Genomic DNA, 15,787 nt, shown 5'->3' on the forward strand with positions numbered 1-15,787 from the left:
GCACCCACGAGGAACTCAGAGCGCCGGCGGGGTGAAGGTGCCGACCGCCGACTCGAGAGCGGCGGCCACCCGGTACATCCGGTCGTCGGCCATGGTCGGCGCCATGATCTGGAAACCGACCGGCAGGCCCTCGGAGAGACCGCACGGGACCGAGATGGCCGGGCCGCCGTACAGGTTCGTCGGGATGGTGAACAGGTCGGCGAGATACATCTGGTACGGGTCGCTGGTGCGCGAGCCGAACGGGAACGCCACGAACGGGGTGGTCGGCGAGATCAGCACGTCGACCCGCTCGAACGCGGCCTGGAAGTCGCGGGTGATCAGGGTGCGGACCTTCTGCGCCTGCCCGTAGTACGCGTCGTAGTAACCGCTCGACAGCGCGTACGTGCCGAGGATGATGCGCCGCTTGACCTCGGGGCCGAAGCCCTCGTCCCGGGTCAGCGACATGACCTCCTCGAGCGAACGGCTGCCGTCGTCGCCGGAGCGCAGGCCGTACCGCACGCCGTCGAAGCGGGCCAGGTTCGACGAGGCCTCGCTCGGGGCGATCAGGTAGTACGCGGGCAGCGCGTACTGGAAGTGCGGGCAGGACACCTCGACGACCTCGGCGCCCAGCTTGACCAGGGCCTCCACCGACTCCTTGAACGCGGCGGCGACACCGGGCTCGGAACCGTCGCCGGCGAACTCCTTGACCAGGCCCAGCTTGACGCCGGTCAGGTCACCGGTCGCGCCGAGACGGGCGGCGGCCACCACGTCCGGCACCGGCTGCGGGATCGAGGTGGAGTCGCGCGGGTCGTGCCCGGCGATCACCGCGTGCAGCAGGGCGGTGTCCTCGACGGTCCGGCCGCACGGGCCGGGGGTGTCCAGCGACGAGGAGAAGGCGATCAGGCCGTAACGGGAGGTGCCGCCGTACGTCGGCTTGGCGCCGACCGTGCCGGTGACCGCGCCCGGCTGCCGGATCGAGCCGCCGGTGTCGGTGCCGATCGCGAGCGGGGCCTCGTACGCCGCGAGCGCGGCCGCCGAGCCGCCACCCGAGCCACCCGGGATGCGGCCCAGGTCCCACGGGTTGTTGGTGGGGCCGTACGCGCTGTACTCCGTGGAGGAGCCCATCGCGAACTCGTCCATGTTGGTCTTGCCGAGGATCGGCATGCCGGCCTTCTTCAGCCGCTCGACGATCGTCGCGTCGTACGGCGGCTTCCAGCCCTCGAGGATCTTCGAGGCGGCGGTGGTCGGGACGCCCTTGGTGGTCACCACGTCCTTGACGGCGATCGGCACACCGGCCAGCGGCCCGGTGATCTCCCCCCGGTCCACGGCGGCAGCCGCTTCGAGCGCGCCCTCCCGGTCCACGTGCAGGAACGCGTGGACGCGGTCGTCGACAGCGGCGATCCGGTCCAGGTGGGCGGTGGCCACCTCGACGGCGGAGACCTCCTTCGCCGCGATCCTCCGGGCGAGGTCGGAGGCGGAGAGCCTGGTCAGGTCACTCATGGTCACTCTTCCTCGTCCAGGATGCGCGGCACCCGGAAACGGCCCTCGTACGCGTCCGGAGCACCGGAGAGCGCCTCGTCCTGCGTGAGGCTCGGCGTCGGCACGTCGTCGCGGTACACGTTGGTCAGCGGCACCGAGTGCGAGGTCGGCGGGATGTTCTCCGCGGCCACCTCACCGATCCGGGCGACCGACTGCAGGATCACGTCGAGCTGACCCGCGAATCGATCCAGCTCCTCTTCGGTCACGGCGAGCCGCGACAGGCGCGCCAGGTGCGCTACCTCTTCGCGGGAGATGGCGGCCATCCTGCCCCCTCGTTGTTCGGCGTTTTACGTGCGAAGCCTGAGTCTATTTCGCCGCGTTTCCCGGGTCGGACCGGGCGGTACCGTGCCAGCCACTTCCGCAGATCGGCCGCGGGCATCGGGCGGGCGTGGAACCAGCCCTGCGCGCTGTGACAACCGGCGGCCGCGAGCAGCCGCCAGGTGGCCTCGTCCTCCACCCCCTCGGCGACGGAGCGGAGACCGAGATCCCCGGCGAGACCGATCACCGAGCGTACGATCGCCGCGTCCCCCGGGTCCGTCGCCATGCCCAGCACGAACGACCGGTCGATCTTGACCTCGGACAGCGGCAGCCGCCGGAGATGCTGCAACGACGAGTAACCGGTGCCGAAGTCGTCGAGCGAGATCGCCACCCCCATCCGGCTCAGTCGCGTGGTGGTCTCCAGGACGCGGTGCGGATCGGCCATCAGCGCACTCTCGGTGATCTCCAACTGCAGGAGCTGCGGGGGTACGGCGTACCGCTCCAGAAGATCACCGACCCGGTCCGCGATGTCCCCCGCATGCAGGTCGCGGGCGCTGACGTTCACCGCGGCCCGCAGCGGGGCGCCACCGTCGCGCCACGCCGCCAGCTGGGCCACCACCTCCTCCAGTATCCGGGCGGTGAGCAGCCGCATCACCGGCGTCGGCTCGGCCGCCCGGAGCAGTTCCTCCGGCCCGACCGTGCCGCGCCGCGGGTGCCGCCAGCGCAGCAGCGCCTCCACCCCGGCCACCTCGCCGGTCGCGATCGCGATCTGCGGCTGGTAGTAGAGGACTATCCCGTCGTCCGGCGGCTCCCGGCGCAGCGCGGTCCGCAGGTCGGCGACCAGGGTGAGCCGGTCCGGGGTGAGCCCGGCCGCGTCCGGCCCGTGCACCGCGACCTGGTCGCCGCGCTGTTTCGCCTCGTACATCGCGGACTCGGCCTCGCGCAGCAGGGTGCTGCCGTCCCGGCGGCCGGACTGCAGCGCTATCCCGATCGACGCGCTCAGCTCGACCGGGGTGCCGTCCAGCGGGAACGGGCGGCTCAGCGCCTCGGTCAGGTGCTCGGCGATGCGCCGCGCCGACGCCGGGTCCTCCACCCGGGTGGCGAGCACCGCGAACTCGTCGCCGCCCAGCCGGACCACCATGTCGTGGGCCGGCACCACCGAGGTCAGCCGGTCGGCGACCCGGGTCAGCAGCCGGTCGCCGGCGCCGTGGCCGAGCGCGTCGTTGACCGTCCGGAACCGGTCCAGATCCAGCAGCAGCAACGCCCGCCGCCGGTCCGGCACCCGTTCCGACATCGCCGCCTGCAGGCTGCGCCGGTTCGGCAGACCGGTCAGCGCGTCGAAACGGGTGGCCCGCTCGGACTCTCCCGCCCAGCGGACCATGCGGTGTACGGCGTGCAACGCCAGCAGCGCCAGCGGCAGCAACGCCGGACTGACCCGCGCGGTGACCAGCACCACCGGCCCGAGCAGCAGCAACGCGGCCGTCGCCAGCAGATCGGCCCGGCTCCGCCGGCGTCGCCCGGGCAACCGCCCGTCGGTGGTCAGCCGCCGCACCAGGGCCGCCACGGCGTGCCGCCCCGCGATCCAGGCCAGCGCGGCGGCACAGATCACCACGGCGTCCCACCAGTCCGGCCCACCGCCGATCGCCCCGAGCAGCCCGCCGTCCCATCCGCCGCTCAACGCACCGTCACCCGGCCCGTCGCCCCATCCGCTGCCCGGCGCGCCACCGCCGTCGCCCGGCGCGCCATCCCATTCCCTGCCCGGCGCGCCGCCGCCCGGCCCGCCGTGGGTTCCGGCCTGGTTGTCGTCGAGGCTGCCGCCGAGGCGCGGGGATGCGAGGCCCGCGACGGTCGCCGCGGCGATCAGCGCCGCGGCGTGCTGCAGGGCGAGATGCAGGGTACGGCGGAGCGAGTGCCTCATCCGCACGCCCGCGACCGCCACCGCGACCAGCTGGACCGCGCAGGCCGGCGCCGCTCCCCAGGCCAGCGCGACCGCGAACGTGAAGCAGATCGACGGCAGGATCACCGCGCTGGCCCGGCGGCCCGGCACCAGATAGGGCCGGGCGTCGGCCACCACCGCGAGGACCGCCATCACCCAGAACGCGGGTGGCAGGGCGCCACCGGACCAGAGCAGGACGACGGCGGCGATCACCGCCGCGACGGTGGAGAGGACGGCTGTCCGGCGGTGACGCGAGACGGCCGTCCGCGGGCGAGCGGCATCCATGCGACCTCCACGATGGCCTCGATCACCGGTCGCATACACCATAGATCCATATGGCAGTTTTTGCCCTAAAGCACCTGAACGTTGCTAAACGCTCATATCCCCCTGAACGTGCGATCTGCCTCGTTTCACCCTTCCGGGTGACCACCGTGAGCGCTCCCGGTCAGCCTTCCGGAGCGATCTCCGCCACCGCCCGGGCCGCCTCCGGACCGTCGGCCAGCAGCACCCCGAACCCGGCCTCGTCCAGCACCGGCACCTTGAGCGCGATCGCCTTGTCGTACTTGCTGCCGGGGTTGTCCCCGACCACCACGAACCCGGTCTTCTTCGACACCGAGCCGCTCACCTTGCCGCCCCGGCCGGTGATCTCCGCAGCCGCCTTGTCCCGGGTGAACCCGGCGAGCGTGCCGGTGACCACCACGGTCAGCCCGTCCAGCGTGCGCGGCCCGGTCTCGACCCGCTCGTCGGCCATCCGCACCCCGGCCGCCCGCCACTTCCGGACGATCTCCTGGTGCCAGTCGACGGCGAACCACTCCCGCAGACTCTCCGCGATCGTGGGCCCGACCTTCTCCACCGCCGCCAGCGGATCGACCTCCTTGGCCTTCCGCTTGCCGGCCACCGCCTCACCCGGCAGCGCCCCGTCACCGCCGGTATCACCACTGACCGCCGCCGTGTCCGCCGCAAGCGGCTCAGCGGCCGGGCCCGCAGCAAGCGGCTCAGCGGCCGGGCCCGCGGCAACCGGCTCAGCGGCCGCAGCCCCTGCGAGCGACTCAGCGGCGGACGACTGAGGCGAAGACGTCTGGGCGATGACCGCCTCGATCGCCTCCATCGAGCCGAACTCCTGGGCCAGCGCCCCCGACGCGTCCGGGCCGACGTGCCGGATGGACAGCGCCCGCAGAATGCGTGCCAGTGGCCGCGTCCGTGCCTCCGCCAGGCTCTGCAGCATCTTGCCCGCGTTGGCGCCGAGCGTCCCGTCCTTCTTGACGAAGAACGGAACCCGCAGCAGATCCTCCTCGGTGAGCGCGAACAGATCACCCTCGTCGAAGATGACACCCGAGTCGATCAGCGCCCGCGCCGATTTCTCTCCGAGGCCGTCGATGTCGAGCACCTTGCGCTCGCCGATGTATTCCAGGCGCTCCCGGCGCTGGCCCACGCAATACCGTGAGTTGGGGCACCGGATGTCGATGTCGCCCTCTTTCGCCGGGGCTAGCGGCGTGCCGCAGTCGGGGCACTCGGTCGGCATCACGAACGGCCGCGCGTCGTCGGGACGCAGGTCGAGCACCGGGCCGAGGATCTCCGGGATGACGTCACCGGCCTTGCGCAGCACCACGGTGTCGCCGATCAACACACCCTTGCGCGCCACCTCCTGGGCGTTGTGCAGGGTCGCGAACTCGACCTCCGAACCGGCCACCTCCACCGGCTCCACCACCGCGTAGGGCGTGACCCGCCCGGTGCGGCCCACATTGACCTGGATGTCGAGGAGCTTGGTGGTGACCTCCTCGGGCGGATATTTGAAGGCGATCGCCCACCGCGGCGCCCGGCTGGTCGACCCGAGCCGGCCCTGGATGGCCACGTCGTCGACCTTCACCACCACGCCGTCGATGTCGTGCTCGACGTCGTGCCGGTGCTTGCCGTAGTAGTCGATGAACTCGCGCACCCCGGCCAGATCGTCGACCAGCCGCCACCGGTCGCTGACCGGCAGACCCCACGCCTTCATCGTCGCGTAGGCCTCGGCCTGGGACGCCGGGCTGAAACCCTCGCGAGCGCCGATCCCGTGCACCACCATGCCCAGCCCACGGGCCGCGGTGATCCGCGGATCCTTCTGCCGGAGGCTGCCGGAGGCGGCGTTGCGCGGATTCATGTACGTCGGTCTGCCCTGCTCGACCAGCATCGCGTTGAGCGCCGCGAATGCCTCGGCCGGGAAGTAGATCTCGCCCCGCACCTCGATCAGATCGGGCACGTCGTCGCCGGTGAGCCGCTCCGGGATGTCCCGGATGGTGCGGACGTTGGGCGTCACGTCGTCGCCCGCGTAGGTGGTCCCCCGGGTGGCGCCGCGGACCAGGATCCCCTTCTCGTACGTCAGGTTGATCGCCAGGCCGTCGATCTTGAGTTCGCAGACGAACCGGACCGGCCCGCCGGCGTCCCGCTCGGTCCGCTCCGCCCAGGCCACCAACTGGTCGTCGTTGAGCGCGTTGTCCAGCGACATCATCCGCTCGCGGTGCTCGACCAGGGGGAAGTCACCGGAGACCGTGCCGCCGACCCGCTGGGTCGGGGACTCGGGGGTGCGCAGCTCGGGGAACTGCTCCTCCAGCCCCTCCAGCTCGCGCAGCAGCCGGTCGAACTCGGCATCCGACACCGTCGGCGCCTCGAGCTCGTAATACCGGTGCTGATGCTCGCGGATCTCGTCGGCCAGCGCGGCATGCCGGGCGGCGGCGGACTGCGTGTCCAGCTCGGAAGTCGAATCGTCGGGCACCGGAACCTCCGTGTCAGTGAATCCAACTGGCACGTTAGTCCCACCCACCGACATTTCCCGCGGCCCGCCGTCAAGCCCTCCTCCGGAGGACAGCGGAACGTCAGGTGTCAGACCTCGGCGAGCCTACGGCCGGCCTCCGTGCACGCTGTGAGCAACGCGCGAACGTACCCGATCGGCGCGCCCGACAGCCCGCACGCGGGAGTGATCACCACCTGCTCCGGCAGCCGGGTGGCCGGGAAGCCGAGGCGCTGCCACACGGTGCGTACCCTCTCGGCGATCTTCTTCGAGTCGGGCCGTTCCCCCGCGGGCGGCCGGGTCGGCGCGGCGCCCATGAAGACGCCCAGCCCGGCCTCGATCGCCTCACCGAGCGGGTCCAGGTCCTTGAACAGGGAGAGGTCGAAGGCGACGGCGGTGGCCCGCGCGTCCCGGACCACCTGAAGCGGCACGTCCGGCGCGCAGCAGTGCACGATCACCGGGGCGTCAGCCGCTTCGATCACGGTCCGCAGCCGGGTGGCGGCGTCGGGGCCGTCGACCTTGCGGTACACGCTGAAGCCGCTCTCGGTCGGCACCCGGCCGGCCAGCACGGTGGGCAGGGACGGTTCGTCGAGCTGGAGCAGCACTGTCGCGCCGGGCACCCGTTTGCGCACCTCGGCGACGTGCCGGCGGAGGCCTTCGGCGAGCGAGTCGGTCAGGTCACGGACCGCCCCGTGGTCACGCAGCAGCCGGCCGCCGATCGGCAGGTCCAGGCTCGCGGCCAGGGTCCACGGACCGGCCGCCTGGATCTTGAGCGGGCCGGTGTATCCGGCGGCCTGCTCGGTGAGCTGGTCGAGGTCGCGTTCCAGCAGGTCAGCCGTACGCCGCAAATCTTTTCCGGACCGTGCCGCGATCTGCCACCGCCCGGCGTAGAGCTGCACCGGCAACTCGACCAGGAACCCGGCGGTCCGGCCGATCATGTCCGCGCCGGGACCGCGCTCGGGCAGCTCCGCCAGATGCGGCAGCACCGGGAGCTCGCCGATCACGATCCGCTGCGCCTCGGCGATGTCGATGCCGGGCATCGATCCGATCCCGGTGGCCGACCCCGCCGCCCAGGGGAAGTCAGGCATGCGACGCCGCCGGGAGGGAACGCGAGCCGGCCGTGATGGTGGCCGAGCCGAGGACGATGTCGCCGGCGGGATCCGGCCGGTAGGCGACGATGGCCTGACCCGCGGCCACTCCGCGGGCCGGTGTCCGGAGCGTGGCGACCAGCGAGTCGCCGGTCACCGTGACCGAGGCGCCGACCACTTCACCGTGCGCCCGCAGCTGGACCTCGCAGTCCGTGACGCCGAAAGAACGTTCCGTCTCCCCGGCACGGCCCGCACCACCGTCGAGCCCGTGCCAGATCGGCCGGTCCGCCGTCACCACGTCGACCTCGAGGTCCTCCCGCGGCCCCACGGTCACCGTGTTGTTCACCGGCGTGATCGACAGGACATAGCGAGGCCGGCCGTCCGCGGCGGGAACCCGCAGATCCAGGCCCTTGCGCTGGCCGATGGTGAACCCGTACGCCCCGTTGTGAGTCCCCAGCTTCTCGCCGGTCCGCCCGTCCACGATGTCGCCGGGCGCCGACCCCAACCTGCTCTCCAGGAAACCGCGGGTGTCGCCGTCGGAGATGAAGCAGATGTCGTGCGAGTCCGGCTTGTCGGCGACGGCCAGTCCGCGCGCCGACGCCTCGGCCCGGACCTGCTCCTTCGTCGAGTCGCCGAGCGGGAAGATCGCCCGGTCGAGCTGCTGGCGGGTCAGGACGGCCAGCACGTACGACTGGTCCTTGGCGATGTCGACGCTGCGGCGCAGCAGGCCGTCGGCCCCGAGCCGGGCATGGTGGCCGGTGACGACGGCGTCGAAGCCGAGAGCCACCGCCCGGTCCAGCACCGCCGCGAACTTGATCTTCTCGTTGCAGCGCAGGCACGGGTTCGGGGTGCGGCCGGCGGCGTACTCGTTCACGAAGTCGTCGACGACGCTGTCGTGGAACTCCTCGGCCATGTCCCACACGTAGAACGGGATGCCGATCACGTCGGCGGCCCGCCGCGCGTCGCGGGAGTCCTCCAGGGTGCAGCAGCCGCGCGCCCCGGTCCGGAACGTCTGTGGATTACGCGCCAGCGCCAGGTGCACACCGGTGACGTCGTGGCCGGCATCCCGGGCGCGGGCAGCCGCCACCGCGGAGTCGACACCACCCGACATGGCCGCAAGAACTCGCATGCCGCAAGCCTATCTGGGTGTCTTCCAGGCTCCTGCCCGGCGGGCGCGCTCGACCGCGCCCGGCAGTGCCGCGAGCAGCGCGTCCACATCCGCCGCGGTGCTGTCGTGACCGAGGCTGAACCGCAGCGACGATCGGGCCCGCGGGTCGTCGGCGCCCATCGCCAGCAGCACGTGGCTGGGCTGGGCCACCCCCGCCGAGCAGGCCGAACCGGTCGAGCAGTAGATCCCCTGCGCGTCCAGGAGCAGCAGCAGCGCGTCGCCCTCGCAGCCGGGGAAGGAGAAGTGCGCGTTGCCGGGCAGCCGGTGGTCCGGGTCACCGTTGAGGATCACGTCCGGGATCGCGGCCCGCACCCGGGCGACCAGTTCGTCACGGAGCGCGGTGATCCGCCCCACGTGCTCCTCGCGGCTGTTGACCGCGGCCTCGACGGCAGTGGCGAACGCCACCACCCCCGGCGTGTCCAGAGTGCCGGAACGGACGTCCCGCTCCTGGCCGCCACCGTGCAGCAACGGCGTACAGGAGATGTCCCGGCCCAGCAGGAGCGCGCCGACGCCGACCGGACCGCCGACCTTGTGCCCGGTGAGCGTCAGCGCCGCGGCGCCGCTCGCGGCGAAATCCACCGGAATCTGGCCGACCGCCTGCACCGCGTCGGTGTGGAACGGGATGCCCGCTCCGGCCGCGATCGCCGCCAGCTCGGCCACCGGCTGCACCGTGCCGACCTCATTGTTCGCCCACTGCACGCTGACCACGGCGATCTCGCCGGCGTGCGCGCGCACCAGCTCGGCGAACGCCTCCGGATCGACCCGCCCGAGCTCGTCCACCGGCTGCAGGGTGACCTCGGCGTCCTCGTGCCGGCCGAGCCACTCCACCCCGTCCAGCACGGCGTGGTGCTCGACCGCCGAGGCGACCACGCGCCGCAGCTTGGCGTCACCGTCACGGCGCGCCCAGAAGATGCCTTTGACGGCGAGGTTGTCCGCCTCGGTGCCACCGCCGGTGAAGACCACCTCGGAGGGCCGGGCGCCCAGGGCCGCAGCGATCCGCTCCCGGGACTCCTCCACCAGCCGGCGGGCCCCACGGCCGGCCGCATGCAGGGAGGACGGATTGCCGAGCGCGCGAGCCGCCGCGACGTAGGCGTCGAGCGCGGCGGGCAGCATCGGCGTGGTCGCCGCATGATCGAGGTAGGCCATCGTCCCCCAGCTTAGGCCGTCTCCCCGCCGGTTCCCCGCCCGGGAAGATCACACCCTTCTTCGGTACGCCGTGAGCCGCCCCGGCGTACCGAAGGAAACGAAACGGCCCGGCGGAAGACCGCCGGGCCGTGACGTCAGAGCGGTGTCACTTGCGCTTGCGGATCTCCTCGACGGCCTGCGGCACGACGTTCTCGATCTTGCCGACCACGCCGAAGTCGGCGAGTTCGAAGATCGGGGCGTCGGCTTCCTTGTTGACCGCGACGATGACCTTCGAGGTCTGCATGCCGGCCCGGTGCTGGATCGCGCCGGAGATGCCGAGTGCCAGGTAGAGCTGCGGCGACACGGTCTTACCGGTCTGGCCGACCTGGAACTGGTGCGGGTAGAAACCGGAGTCGACCGCCGCACGGGACGCGCCGACCGCGCCGCCGAGCAGGTCGGCGAGTTCCTCGACCAGCTTGAAGCCGTCCGCGCTGCCGACGCCGCGGCCACCGGAGACGACGATGCCGGCCTCGGTGAGCTCGGGGCGCGAGCCCTTCTGCTGGACGACCCGCTCGACGACCTTGGTCAGCTTGTCGGTGTCGGACACGGCCACGGTCAGCTGCTCGACCGCGGGGGACGCGGCGGACGGCTCCGGGGTGACCGAGTTCGGCCGGATCGTGACGATCGGCAGGCCCTTGGTGACCTTGGACTTGACGATCGCCGAGCCGGCGAAGATCGCCTGCGTGGCGGTGCCGTCGGCGTCCAGCGCGACCGCGTCGGTGAGCAGGCCGTTGTCCAGCTTGATCGCCAGGCGGGCGGCGATCTCCTTGCCCTCCTGGGTGGAGGCGAGCAGGACGGCGGCGGGCTGCACCCGCTTCACCAGCTCGGCGACCACGGTGGCCTTGGGGGCGACCAGGTAACCGTCGACGTCCTCACCGGACGCGGCGTAGATCTTCTCGGCGCCGAACTCGCCCAGCTTGGCGGTGTCGGCGTCACCGAACACGACAGCCGAGACCGACCCGAGGCCACGAGCGATCGTCAGCATCTCGAGGGTGACCTTCTTGACGCCGTTCTCGACGACGACCAGTACTTCAGCCATTGTTCTCTATCCCCTCGGACTCAGACGAACTTCTCGGTGGCGAGGTACGCGACGAGCTGCTCGCCACCGTTGCCCTCGTCGACGACCTTCGCACCGCCGGTGCGGGCCGGGCGCTTGGTGAACTCCAGCACCTGGCTGGTGGCGCCGGCGAAGCCGACCTCGTCGCCCGCGACGCCCAGGTCGCCCAGGGACAGCGCCTGGACCGGCTTCTTCTTGGCGGCCATGATGCCCTTGAAGGACGGGTACCGCGGCTCGTTGATGGTGTCCCAGACGCTGACGATGGCCGGCGTGGCCGCGGTGACGACCTCGTAGCCCTCGTCGGTCTGGCGCTCGACGGTCAGCTGCGAACCGTCCACGGTGAGCTTGCGGGCGCCGGTGAGGGCGGCCACGCCGAGCAGCTCGGCGAGCATGTGCGGAACGACCTGGACCCGGCCGTCGGTGGACTCCGCGCCACTGAGGATCAGGTCGGCGTTGAGCGTGCGCAGCGCGGCGGCGAGCACCTTGGAGGTGGCGACCGCGCAGGACCCGTGCAGGCTGTCGTCCTGAACGTGGACGGCCTTGTCGGGTCCCATGGAGAGGGCCTTGCGGATGGACTCGGTCGCGCCGGCCGGTCCCACGGTCAGGACGGTCACCTCGCCGCCGTGCGCTTCCTTGATCTTCAGCGCTTCCTCGATGGCGTACTCGTCCATCTCGTTGATGACGTTGCTCGACGACGCCCGGTCCACCGAGTAGTCAGCGCTCAGGGTGCGCTCGGCACCGGAGTCGGGTACCTGCTTCACCAGTACGACGATGTTCATCGCGTTCCTACGACCCTCCTGTATTGAACGCACCGTTGCGGTCGACCCTGTCCTGGCGCCGGAACGATGCCGGGGCGGCGGACATGTCAGCCAGGTTACCCGTCAGTAGCTTCACTGTTGCCGGCCACCCAGAGTGACACACCTCACCCGCGTGGCGATCTCGATCGCTACAGTGGGCGACGAGGAGGTGTCAGACATGTCCGGTCAAAACGTCTCGCTCGTGAGGGGCATGAGCCCATCTACGCCCCATAGTCCCTCACGTTCCGATCAGACGGGACCGCAGTCCCATGGTCGAGCGGGGCCCGACTCGCCCTGGTGCCGTTGTGGACGCCCCCGCGAAGCCTGCGTGAGTGACGAAGTCCGCAGTCTCTGGCACGACCTTCTTGACCCGGTAGGTCAATAATCGGCAACGTGTCCGGTGGCTTGAGGGAATGGTTCGACCCGTCGCAGTCCGGCAACACCCCCGACTACCGGTTCTCCCTCGCCAACGAACGCACCTTCCTGGCCTGGATCCGCACCGGCCTGGCCCTGATCGCCGGCGGCCTGGCCTGCGCGCAGTTCCTGCCCCCGCTGCCGGTCGCCCACCTGCGCGAGATCATCGCGATCCTGCTGCTGGTGCTCGGCGCGCTGGTGGCGCTGCGCGCGGTCGACCACTGGGTCCGCACCGAACGCGCCATGCGGCACGGCATCGACCTCCCCCGCTCCCGCTTCCCGGCCGTGCTGGCCGTGGCGGTCGCCCTCGGCGCCGTGGTGATCATCATCGCGGTCCTGACCCCGATCTTCTGATGCCCGGCCCGTGCGCTGAGCATCGGCGTGATCCCGGCGCCTGCGCGCGGGTCGCCCGCGATCCGGGCGCGTCGGCGGTGCGCACGCGGCTGGCCTGGCGCCGCACCGGGCTCTCCGCCGCCGCGGTCGCGCTGCTGCTTCTGCGGCCCGCGTTCGCGCCCGGCGCCGGGGCCGCCGAGTTCCTGGTGGCGGCCGCCGCGATGGCCGGCTGGGCGGCGATGGTGGGCCTCTCCTTCCACCGGGCCCGTGATCTGCGACGCCGTTTCCCGGAACCGTCACCCCGGACGATCCGCGCCTACGCGCTCGTCATCACCGCCCTGGCGATCCTCGGCGGATGGGTTGTCATGCTCTGATCGTCGCCGCCGGCGCTCCCGAGGAGCATCATTGCGGCATGGTCCGGGTGTTCATCTTCTTGGCCGCGATCGCGCTCGTGCTGCTGATCCTGGCACTCATCAGCAGCCTCTCGGCCGATCGCGTCCGCAACCTGCCCCGCGTGCTCTGGGTCCTGCTGATCCTGCTGATCCCGATCGCCGGCCCGATCGCCTACTTCGCCGCCGGCCGCCCCCTCACCACCCGGCGCCGCACCGGCCGCCGGCCCTCCTCCCCCGACGACGACGCCGACTTCCTGCGCTCCGTCGACAGTGAGCAGTCCCGCCGGGACCGTGAGCTGCTCGCCCGCCTGGAGCACGAGATGCGCCAGGACGACGAGCAACAACCTTAGGCAGTGGTACGGGGCCGAACAGGGTCCCGTGCCTCGCGGCGGCCACGGCAGGCGTTCCCTCACGACCGCAGCGCGGGTGCGGGCCATGCATTCCGTCACGGTCACCCCCGGCTGGTTCTCAGGGCTGTCTCGACGGCCCTGAGACAGCCCTGAGAACCAGCCGGACAAAGCGCTCACCGTGACGTCCGGCCGGTCAGAGGCCGAGCAGTTCCCGGATGTCCTCGAACACGTGGATGGCGTCCTGGTCGATCGGCTCCGCGTTGCCGTAGCCGTAGGCGAGCACCAGCGCCACCAACGGCACGGTCACCATCATCACGATGCTGAGCAGCACCTGCAGGGCACGTCCGACCCGGCTGCGGCGGCGGGGACGGCGGGCCGGGGCCGGTTCCGGGACGGGGTTGGCCGGAGCGGGCTTGGCCGGCGTGGCGGTGGCCCGAACCGGTGACGGCGGCCGGGCGGAACCCACCGCGGGCGAGACCGGCGTCGCCACCGGGGAGATCGGCCGGGCGTGCGCCACCACCGGGGGCTGCGGCCGGGACGGGCGCTGCGGTGGCCCGGGTTGCCGCGGCGGTACGGGCGTCCGGCTCTCGTGCTCCGGCGGGCTGGTGGCGACGGTCGCGTCCGGGTCCGGGCGCCACGCGTCCGCGGCATGCGGCCACGGGTCGACCGGCGGCCGCAGATGCGGCGGGGTGTCCACCCGGTTCTGCCGCGGCGGAGTCCCGGGCCGCGCGGGCCGGTCCCCCGGCCGGGAAGGCTGATCTCCGGGCCACGATGACCGATCCCCGGCCAGCGAAGGCCGATCCCCGGGGCGATCCGGCTGGTCACCGAGCTGACCGCCGGGATGGCCGGGCTCGTCGCCGGGTCGTGGGGGCAGGTCGCCGGAGCGAGGCCGGCGTCGCGGCAGGGCCCCCGCGCCGTTCGCCGCGTCCGGCTGGCCGTCCGCGCCCGGGCGGTCGCCGTCCGGCCCCTGCGCCGACGGAACCGCCTGCACAGGCGTGGTCGCCTTGCTCGCGACGACGGTCGCCCCGTCGGCAACGACGGGTTTCGGCGCGACGACCGTCGCCCGATCGTCCAGGCCGGGTTTCGGCGCGACGACGGTCGCCCCGTCGGCCGTGGCCGGATGCGGCGCGACGACGGTCGCCCCGTCGGCCGTGGCCGGGTACGGCGCGACAACGGTCGCGCCGTCGGCCGCGACCGGATGCGGTGCGACGACCGTCGCCCCGTCGTCCACGGTGAGGTTCGGCACAGCCACCGTCGCCCCGTTGCCGGCGGACGGGCTCGGCAGCACCACCGGTTTCGGTGTGACGACGGTCGCCAGGTCGCCGGCCGCCGGTCGCGGCGCGGGCGTCGTGGCCTGGTCGTCCCCGTCCCGGGCGGCCAGGTATCGCGAGGGCAGCCGCATCTCCTCGGTGGGGCCGGGCGCGGCCGGTTCGGTGGTCAGCAGGGCAGCCCCGGCGAGGATGCTGCCCTCCGCCACGACCAGCTCGGGCTGTTCGATCACCACCGGCGGGTCGCCGAGCGCGCGGTGCAGCAGCGTCGCCACGAGCGGGATCCGGCTGGCGCCGCCGACCAGGAAGACACCGGCCAGCCTGCCGTCCGGAAGATCGGCCCAGCGCAGCAGATTTTGCGTGATCTGAACAGTCTGCTCCAGCACCGGCCGGGCGACCGTCTCCAGTTCCTCCCGGGTGAGGTGCGCCTCCACGTCGAGCAGCGGCACCACGAAGTCGGCCGACTGGGCCCGCGACAGCCGCTCCTTGGCGATCCGCACGTCGTCCCAGAGCTGGCGGCGGGCCCGGCGTTCCTCGACGGTGGCCGGCTCCATCAGCCGGGCCCAGTCGTCGGTGCGCAGGTGCTCGACGACGGCCGCGTCCACGTCGAGGCCGCCGAGGTCGTCCCGGCCGTCGACGGCGAGCACCTCGAAACCGGAGGAGGTCCGGGCGACCACGCTGGTGTCGAAGGTGCCGGCCCCGAAGTCGTGCACCATCACGACCGAGCCGATCGGCACGTCCCGGCCGAGGACCTCGGCGAAGTAGGTGGCGGCGGCGACCGGCTCGGCGACCAGGCGGGCGCCTTCCAGCCCGGCCCGGGCGGCGGCGTCGGCGAGCAGCGTGCGGCGGGTGGCGCCCCAGGTGGCGGGGCAGGTGAGGGTGACGTCGGGACGGTACGGCCCGACGGCGCGGTGCCACTCCTCGGCGACGCGGAGGAGCACCGCGGCGATCAGGTCGACGACCTCGAACTCGCGTTCGCCGAGCAGCACCAGGCCGTCGTCGACCCGGCGTTTCGGGTTGGGCTCGAAACGGGCCGGGTCGAGGCGGGCGCTGTGCACGGCGTCCCGGCCGACGAGCAGGTCGCCCTCGGAGCCGGCGAAGACCGCGGACGGCAGCAACGGCGAGCCGTCGACCAGGATCGGCCGGGCACGGCCGTCCGGCCATCGCGCGACGGCGACGGTGTTGGAGGTGCCGAAGTCGACGCCGAGGGCGTACCGCGGACCACCCTGGTCGAGGGACATGCCCGCAGTCTAGGC

The 15,787-nt window shown here is 72.4% G+C and carries 13 protein-coding genes; 3 read left to right on the forward strand and 10 right to left on the reverse strand.

The window, feature by feature from the left end; all coding sequences use genetic code 11:
• Window positions 1–15 precede the first annotated feature (15 nt).
• The 9 genes from gatA to ACZ3II_RS00705 form a co-directional block, all read right to left on the reverse strand.
• Window positions 16–1,479, reverse strand: coding sequence for an Asp-tRNA(Asn)/Glu-tRNA(Gln) amidotransferase subunit GatA (gatA, locus tag ACZ3II_RS00665; protein ID WP_465515509.1), 1,464 nt, complete (start codon window positions 1,477–1,479; stop codon window positions 16–18).
• 2 nt (window positions 1,480–1,481) lie between these two features.
• A complete protein-coding gene (gatC, locus tag ACZ3II_RS00670) occupies window positions 1,482–1,781 on the reverse strand; it encodes an Asp-tRNA(Asn)/Glu-tRNA(Gln) amidotransferase subunit GatC (RefSeq protein ID WP_465515510.1) in 300 nt (99 codons plus the stop codon).
• Window positions 1,754–3,997, reverse strand: a complete 2,244-nt coding sequence (locus tag ACZ3II_RS00675; protein ID WP_465515511.1) for a putative bifunctional diguanylate cyclase/phosphodiesterase — start codon at window positions 3,995–3,997, stop codon at window positions 1,754–1,756. The genes gatC and ACZ3II_RS00675 overlap by 28 nt, the downstream gene beginning before the upstream one ends.
• 160 nt (window positions 3,998–4,157) lie before the next feature.
• Window positions 4,158–6,518 (reverse strand): NAD-dependent DNA ligase LigA, encoded by a 2,361-nt coding sequence (gene ligA, locus ACZ3II_RS00680; RefSeq protein WP_465515512.1) that lies wholly within the window; start codon window positions 6,516–6,518, stop codon window positions 4,158–4,160.
• Between the two features lie 53 nt (window positions 6,519–6,571).
• Complete coding sequence (locus ACZ3II_RS00685; protein ID WP_465515513.1) at window positions 6,572–7,567, reverse strand: methionine synthase; 996 nt, start codon at window positions 7,565–7,567, stop codon at window positions 6,572–6,574.
• Window positions 7,560–8,696: a tRNA 2-thiouridine(34) synthase MnmA gene (gene mnmA, locus ACZ3II_RS00690; protein ID WP_465515514.1), complete on the reverse strand. Its 1,137-nt coding sequence runs from the start codon at window positions 8,694–8,696 to the stop codon at window positions 7,560–7,562. Before mnmA ends, ACZ3II_RS00685 begins: the two co-directional genes overlap by 8 nt.
• 9 nt (window positions 8,697–8,705) lie before the next feature.
• On the reverse strand, window positions 8,706–9,881 hold the full coding sequence (locus ACZ3II_RS00695) for a cysteine desulfurase family protein (RefSeq protein WP_465515515.1): 1,176 nt from the start codon (window positions 9,879–9,881) through the stop codon (window positions 8,706–8,708).
• Window positions 9,882–10,026: 145 nt separating this feature from the next.
• On the reverse strand, window positions 10,027–10,959 hold the full coding sequence (locus ACZ3II_RS00700; RefSeq protein WP_465515516.1) for an electron transfer flavoprotein subunit alpha/FixB family protein: 933 nt from the start codon (window positions 10,957–10,959) through the stop codon (window positions 10,027–10,029).
• A 20-nt stretch (window positions 10,960–10,979) separates the two neighbouring features.
• Entirely contained in the window at window positions 10,980–11,756 is a 777-nt protein-coding gene (locus ACZ3II_RS00705; protein WP_465515517.1) for an electron transfer flavoprotein subunit beta/FixA family protein, read from the reverse strand.
• 411 nt (window positions 11,757–12,167) lie between these two features.
• Here ACZ3II_RS00705 and ACZ3II_RS00710 point away from each other — a divergent pair, with 411 nt between their 5' ends.
• Genes ACZ3II_RS00710 through ACZ3II_RS00720 form a run of 3 tightly spaced genes read left to right on the forward strand, consistent with a single transcriptional unit; the run spans window position 12,168 to window position 13,263 of the window.
• Window positions 12,168–12,542 (forward strand): YidH family protein, encoded by a 375-nt coding sequence (locus tag ACZ3II_RS00710; protein WP_465515518.1) that lies wholly within the window; start codon window positions 12,168–12,170, stop codon window positions 12,540–12,542.
• Window positions 12,542–12,895 carry a DUF202 domain-containing protein gene (locus ACZ3II_RS00715; RefSeq protein WP_465515519.1) on the forward strand — a complete coding sequence of 118 codons (354 nt, stop codon included), beginning with the start codon at window positions 12,542–12,544 and terminating at the stop codon, window positions 12,893–12,895. Before ACZ3II_RS00710 ends, ACZ3II_RS00715 begins: the two co-directional genes overlap by 1 nt.
• Entirely contained in the window at window positions 12,877–13,263 is a 387-nt protein-coding gene (locus ACZ3II_RS00720; RefSeq protein WP_465515520.1) for a PLDc N-terminal domain-containing protein, read from the forward strand. The genes ACZ3II_RS00715 and ACZ3II_RS00720 overlap by 19 nt, the downstream gene beginning before the upstream one ends.
• 193 nt (window positions 13,264–13,456) lie before the next feature.
• On the opposite strand, the gene ACZ3II_RS00725 is transcribed toward ACZ3II_RS00720, so the two are convergent.
• Window positions 13,457–15,772: an Hsp70 family protein gene (locus tag ACZ3II_RS00725; protein ID WP_465515521.1), complete on the reverse strand. Its 2,316-nt coding sequence runs from the start codon at window positions 15,770–15,772 to the stop codon at window positions 13,457–13,459.
• Window positions 15,773–15,787 lie beyond the last annotated feature (15 nt).

Source organism: Actinoplanes sp. NPDC019969, assembly GCF_055562375.1.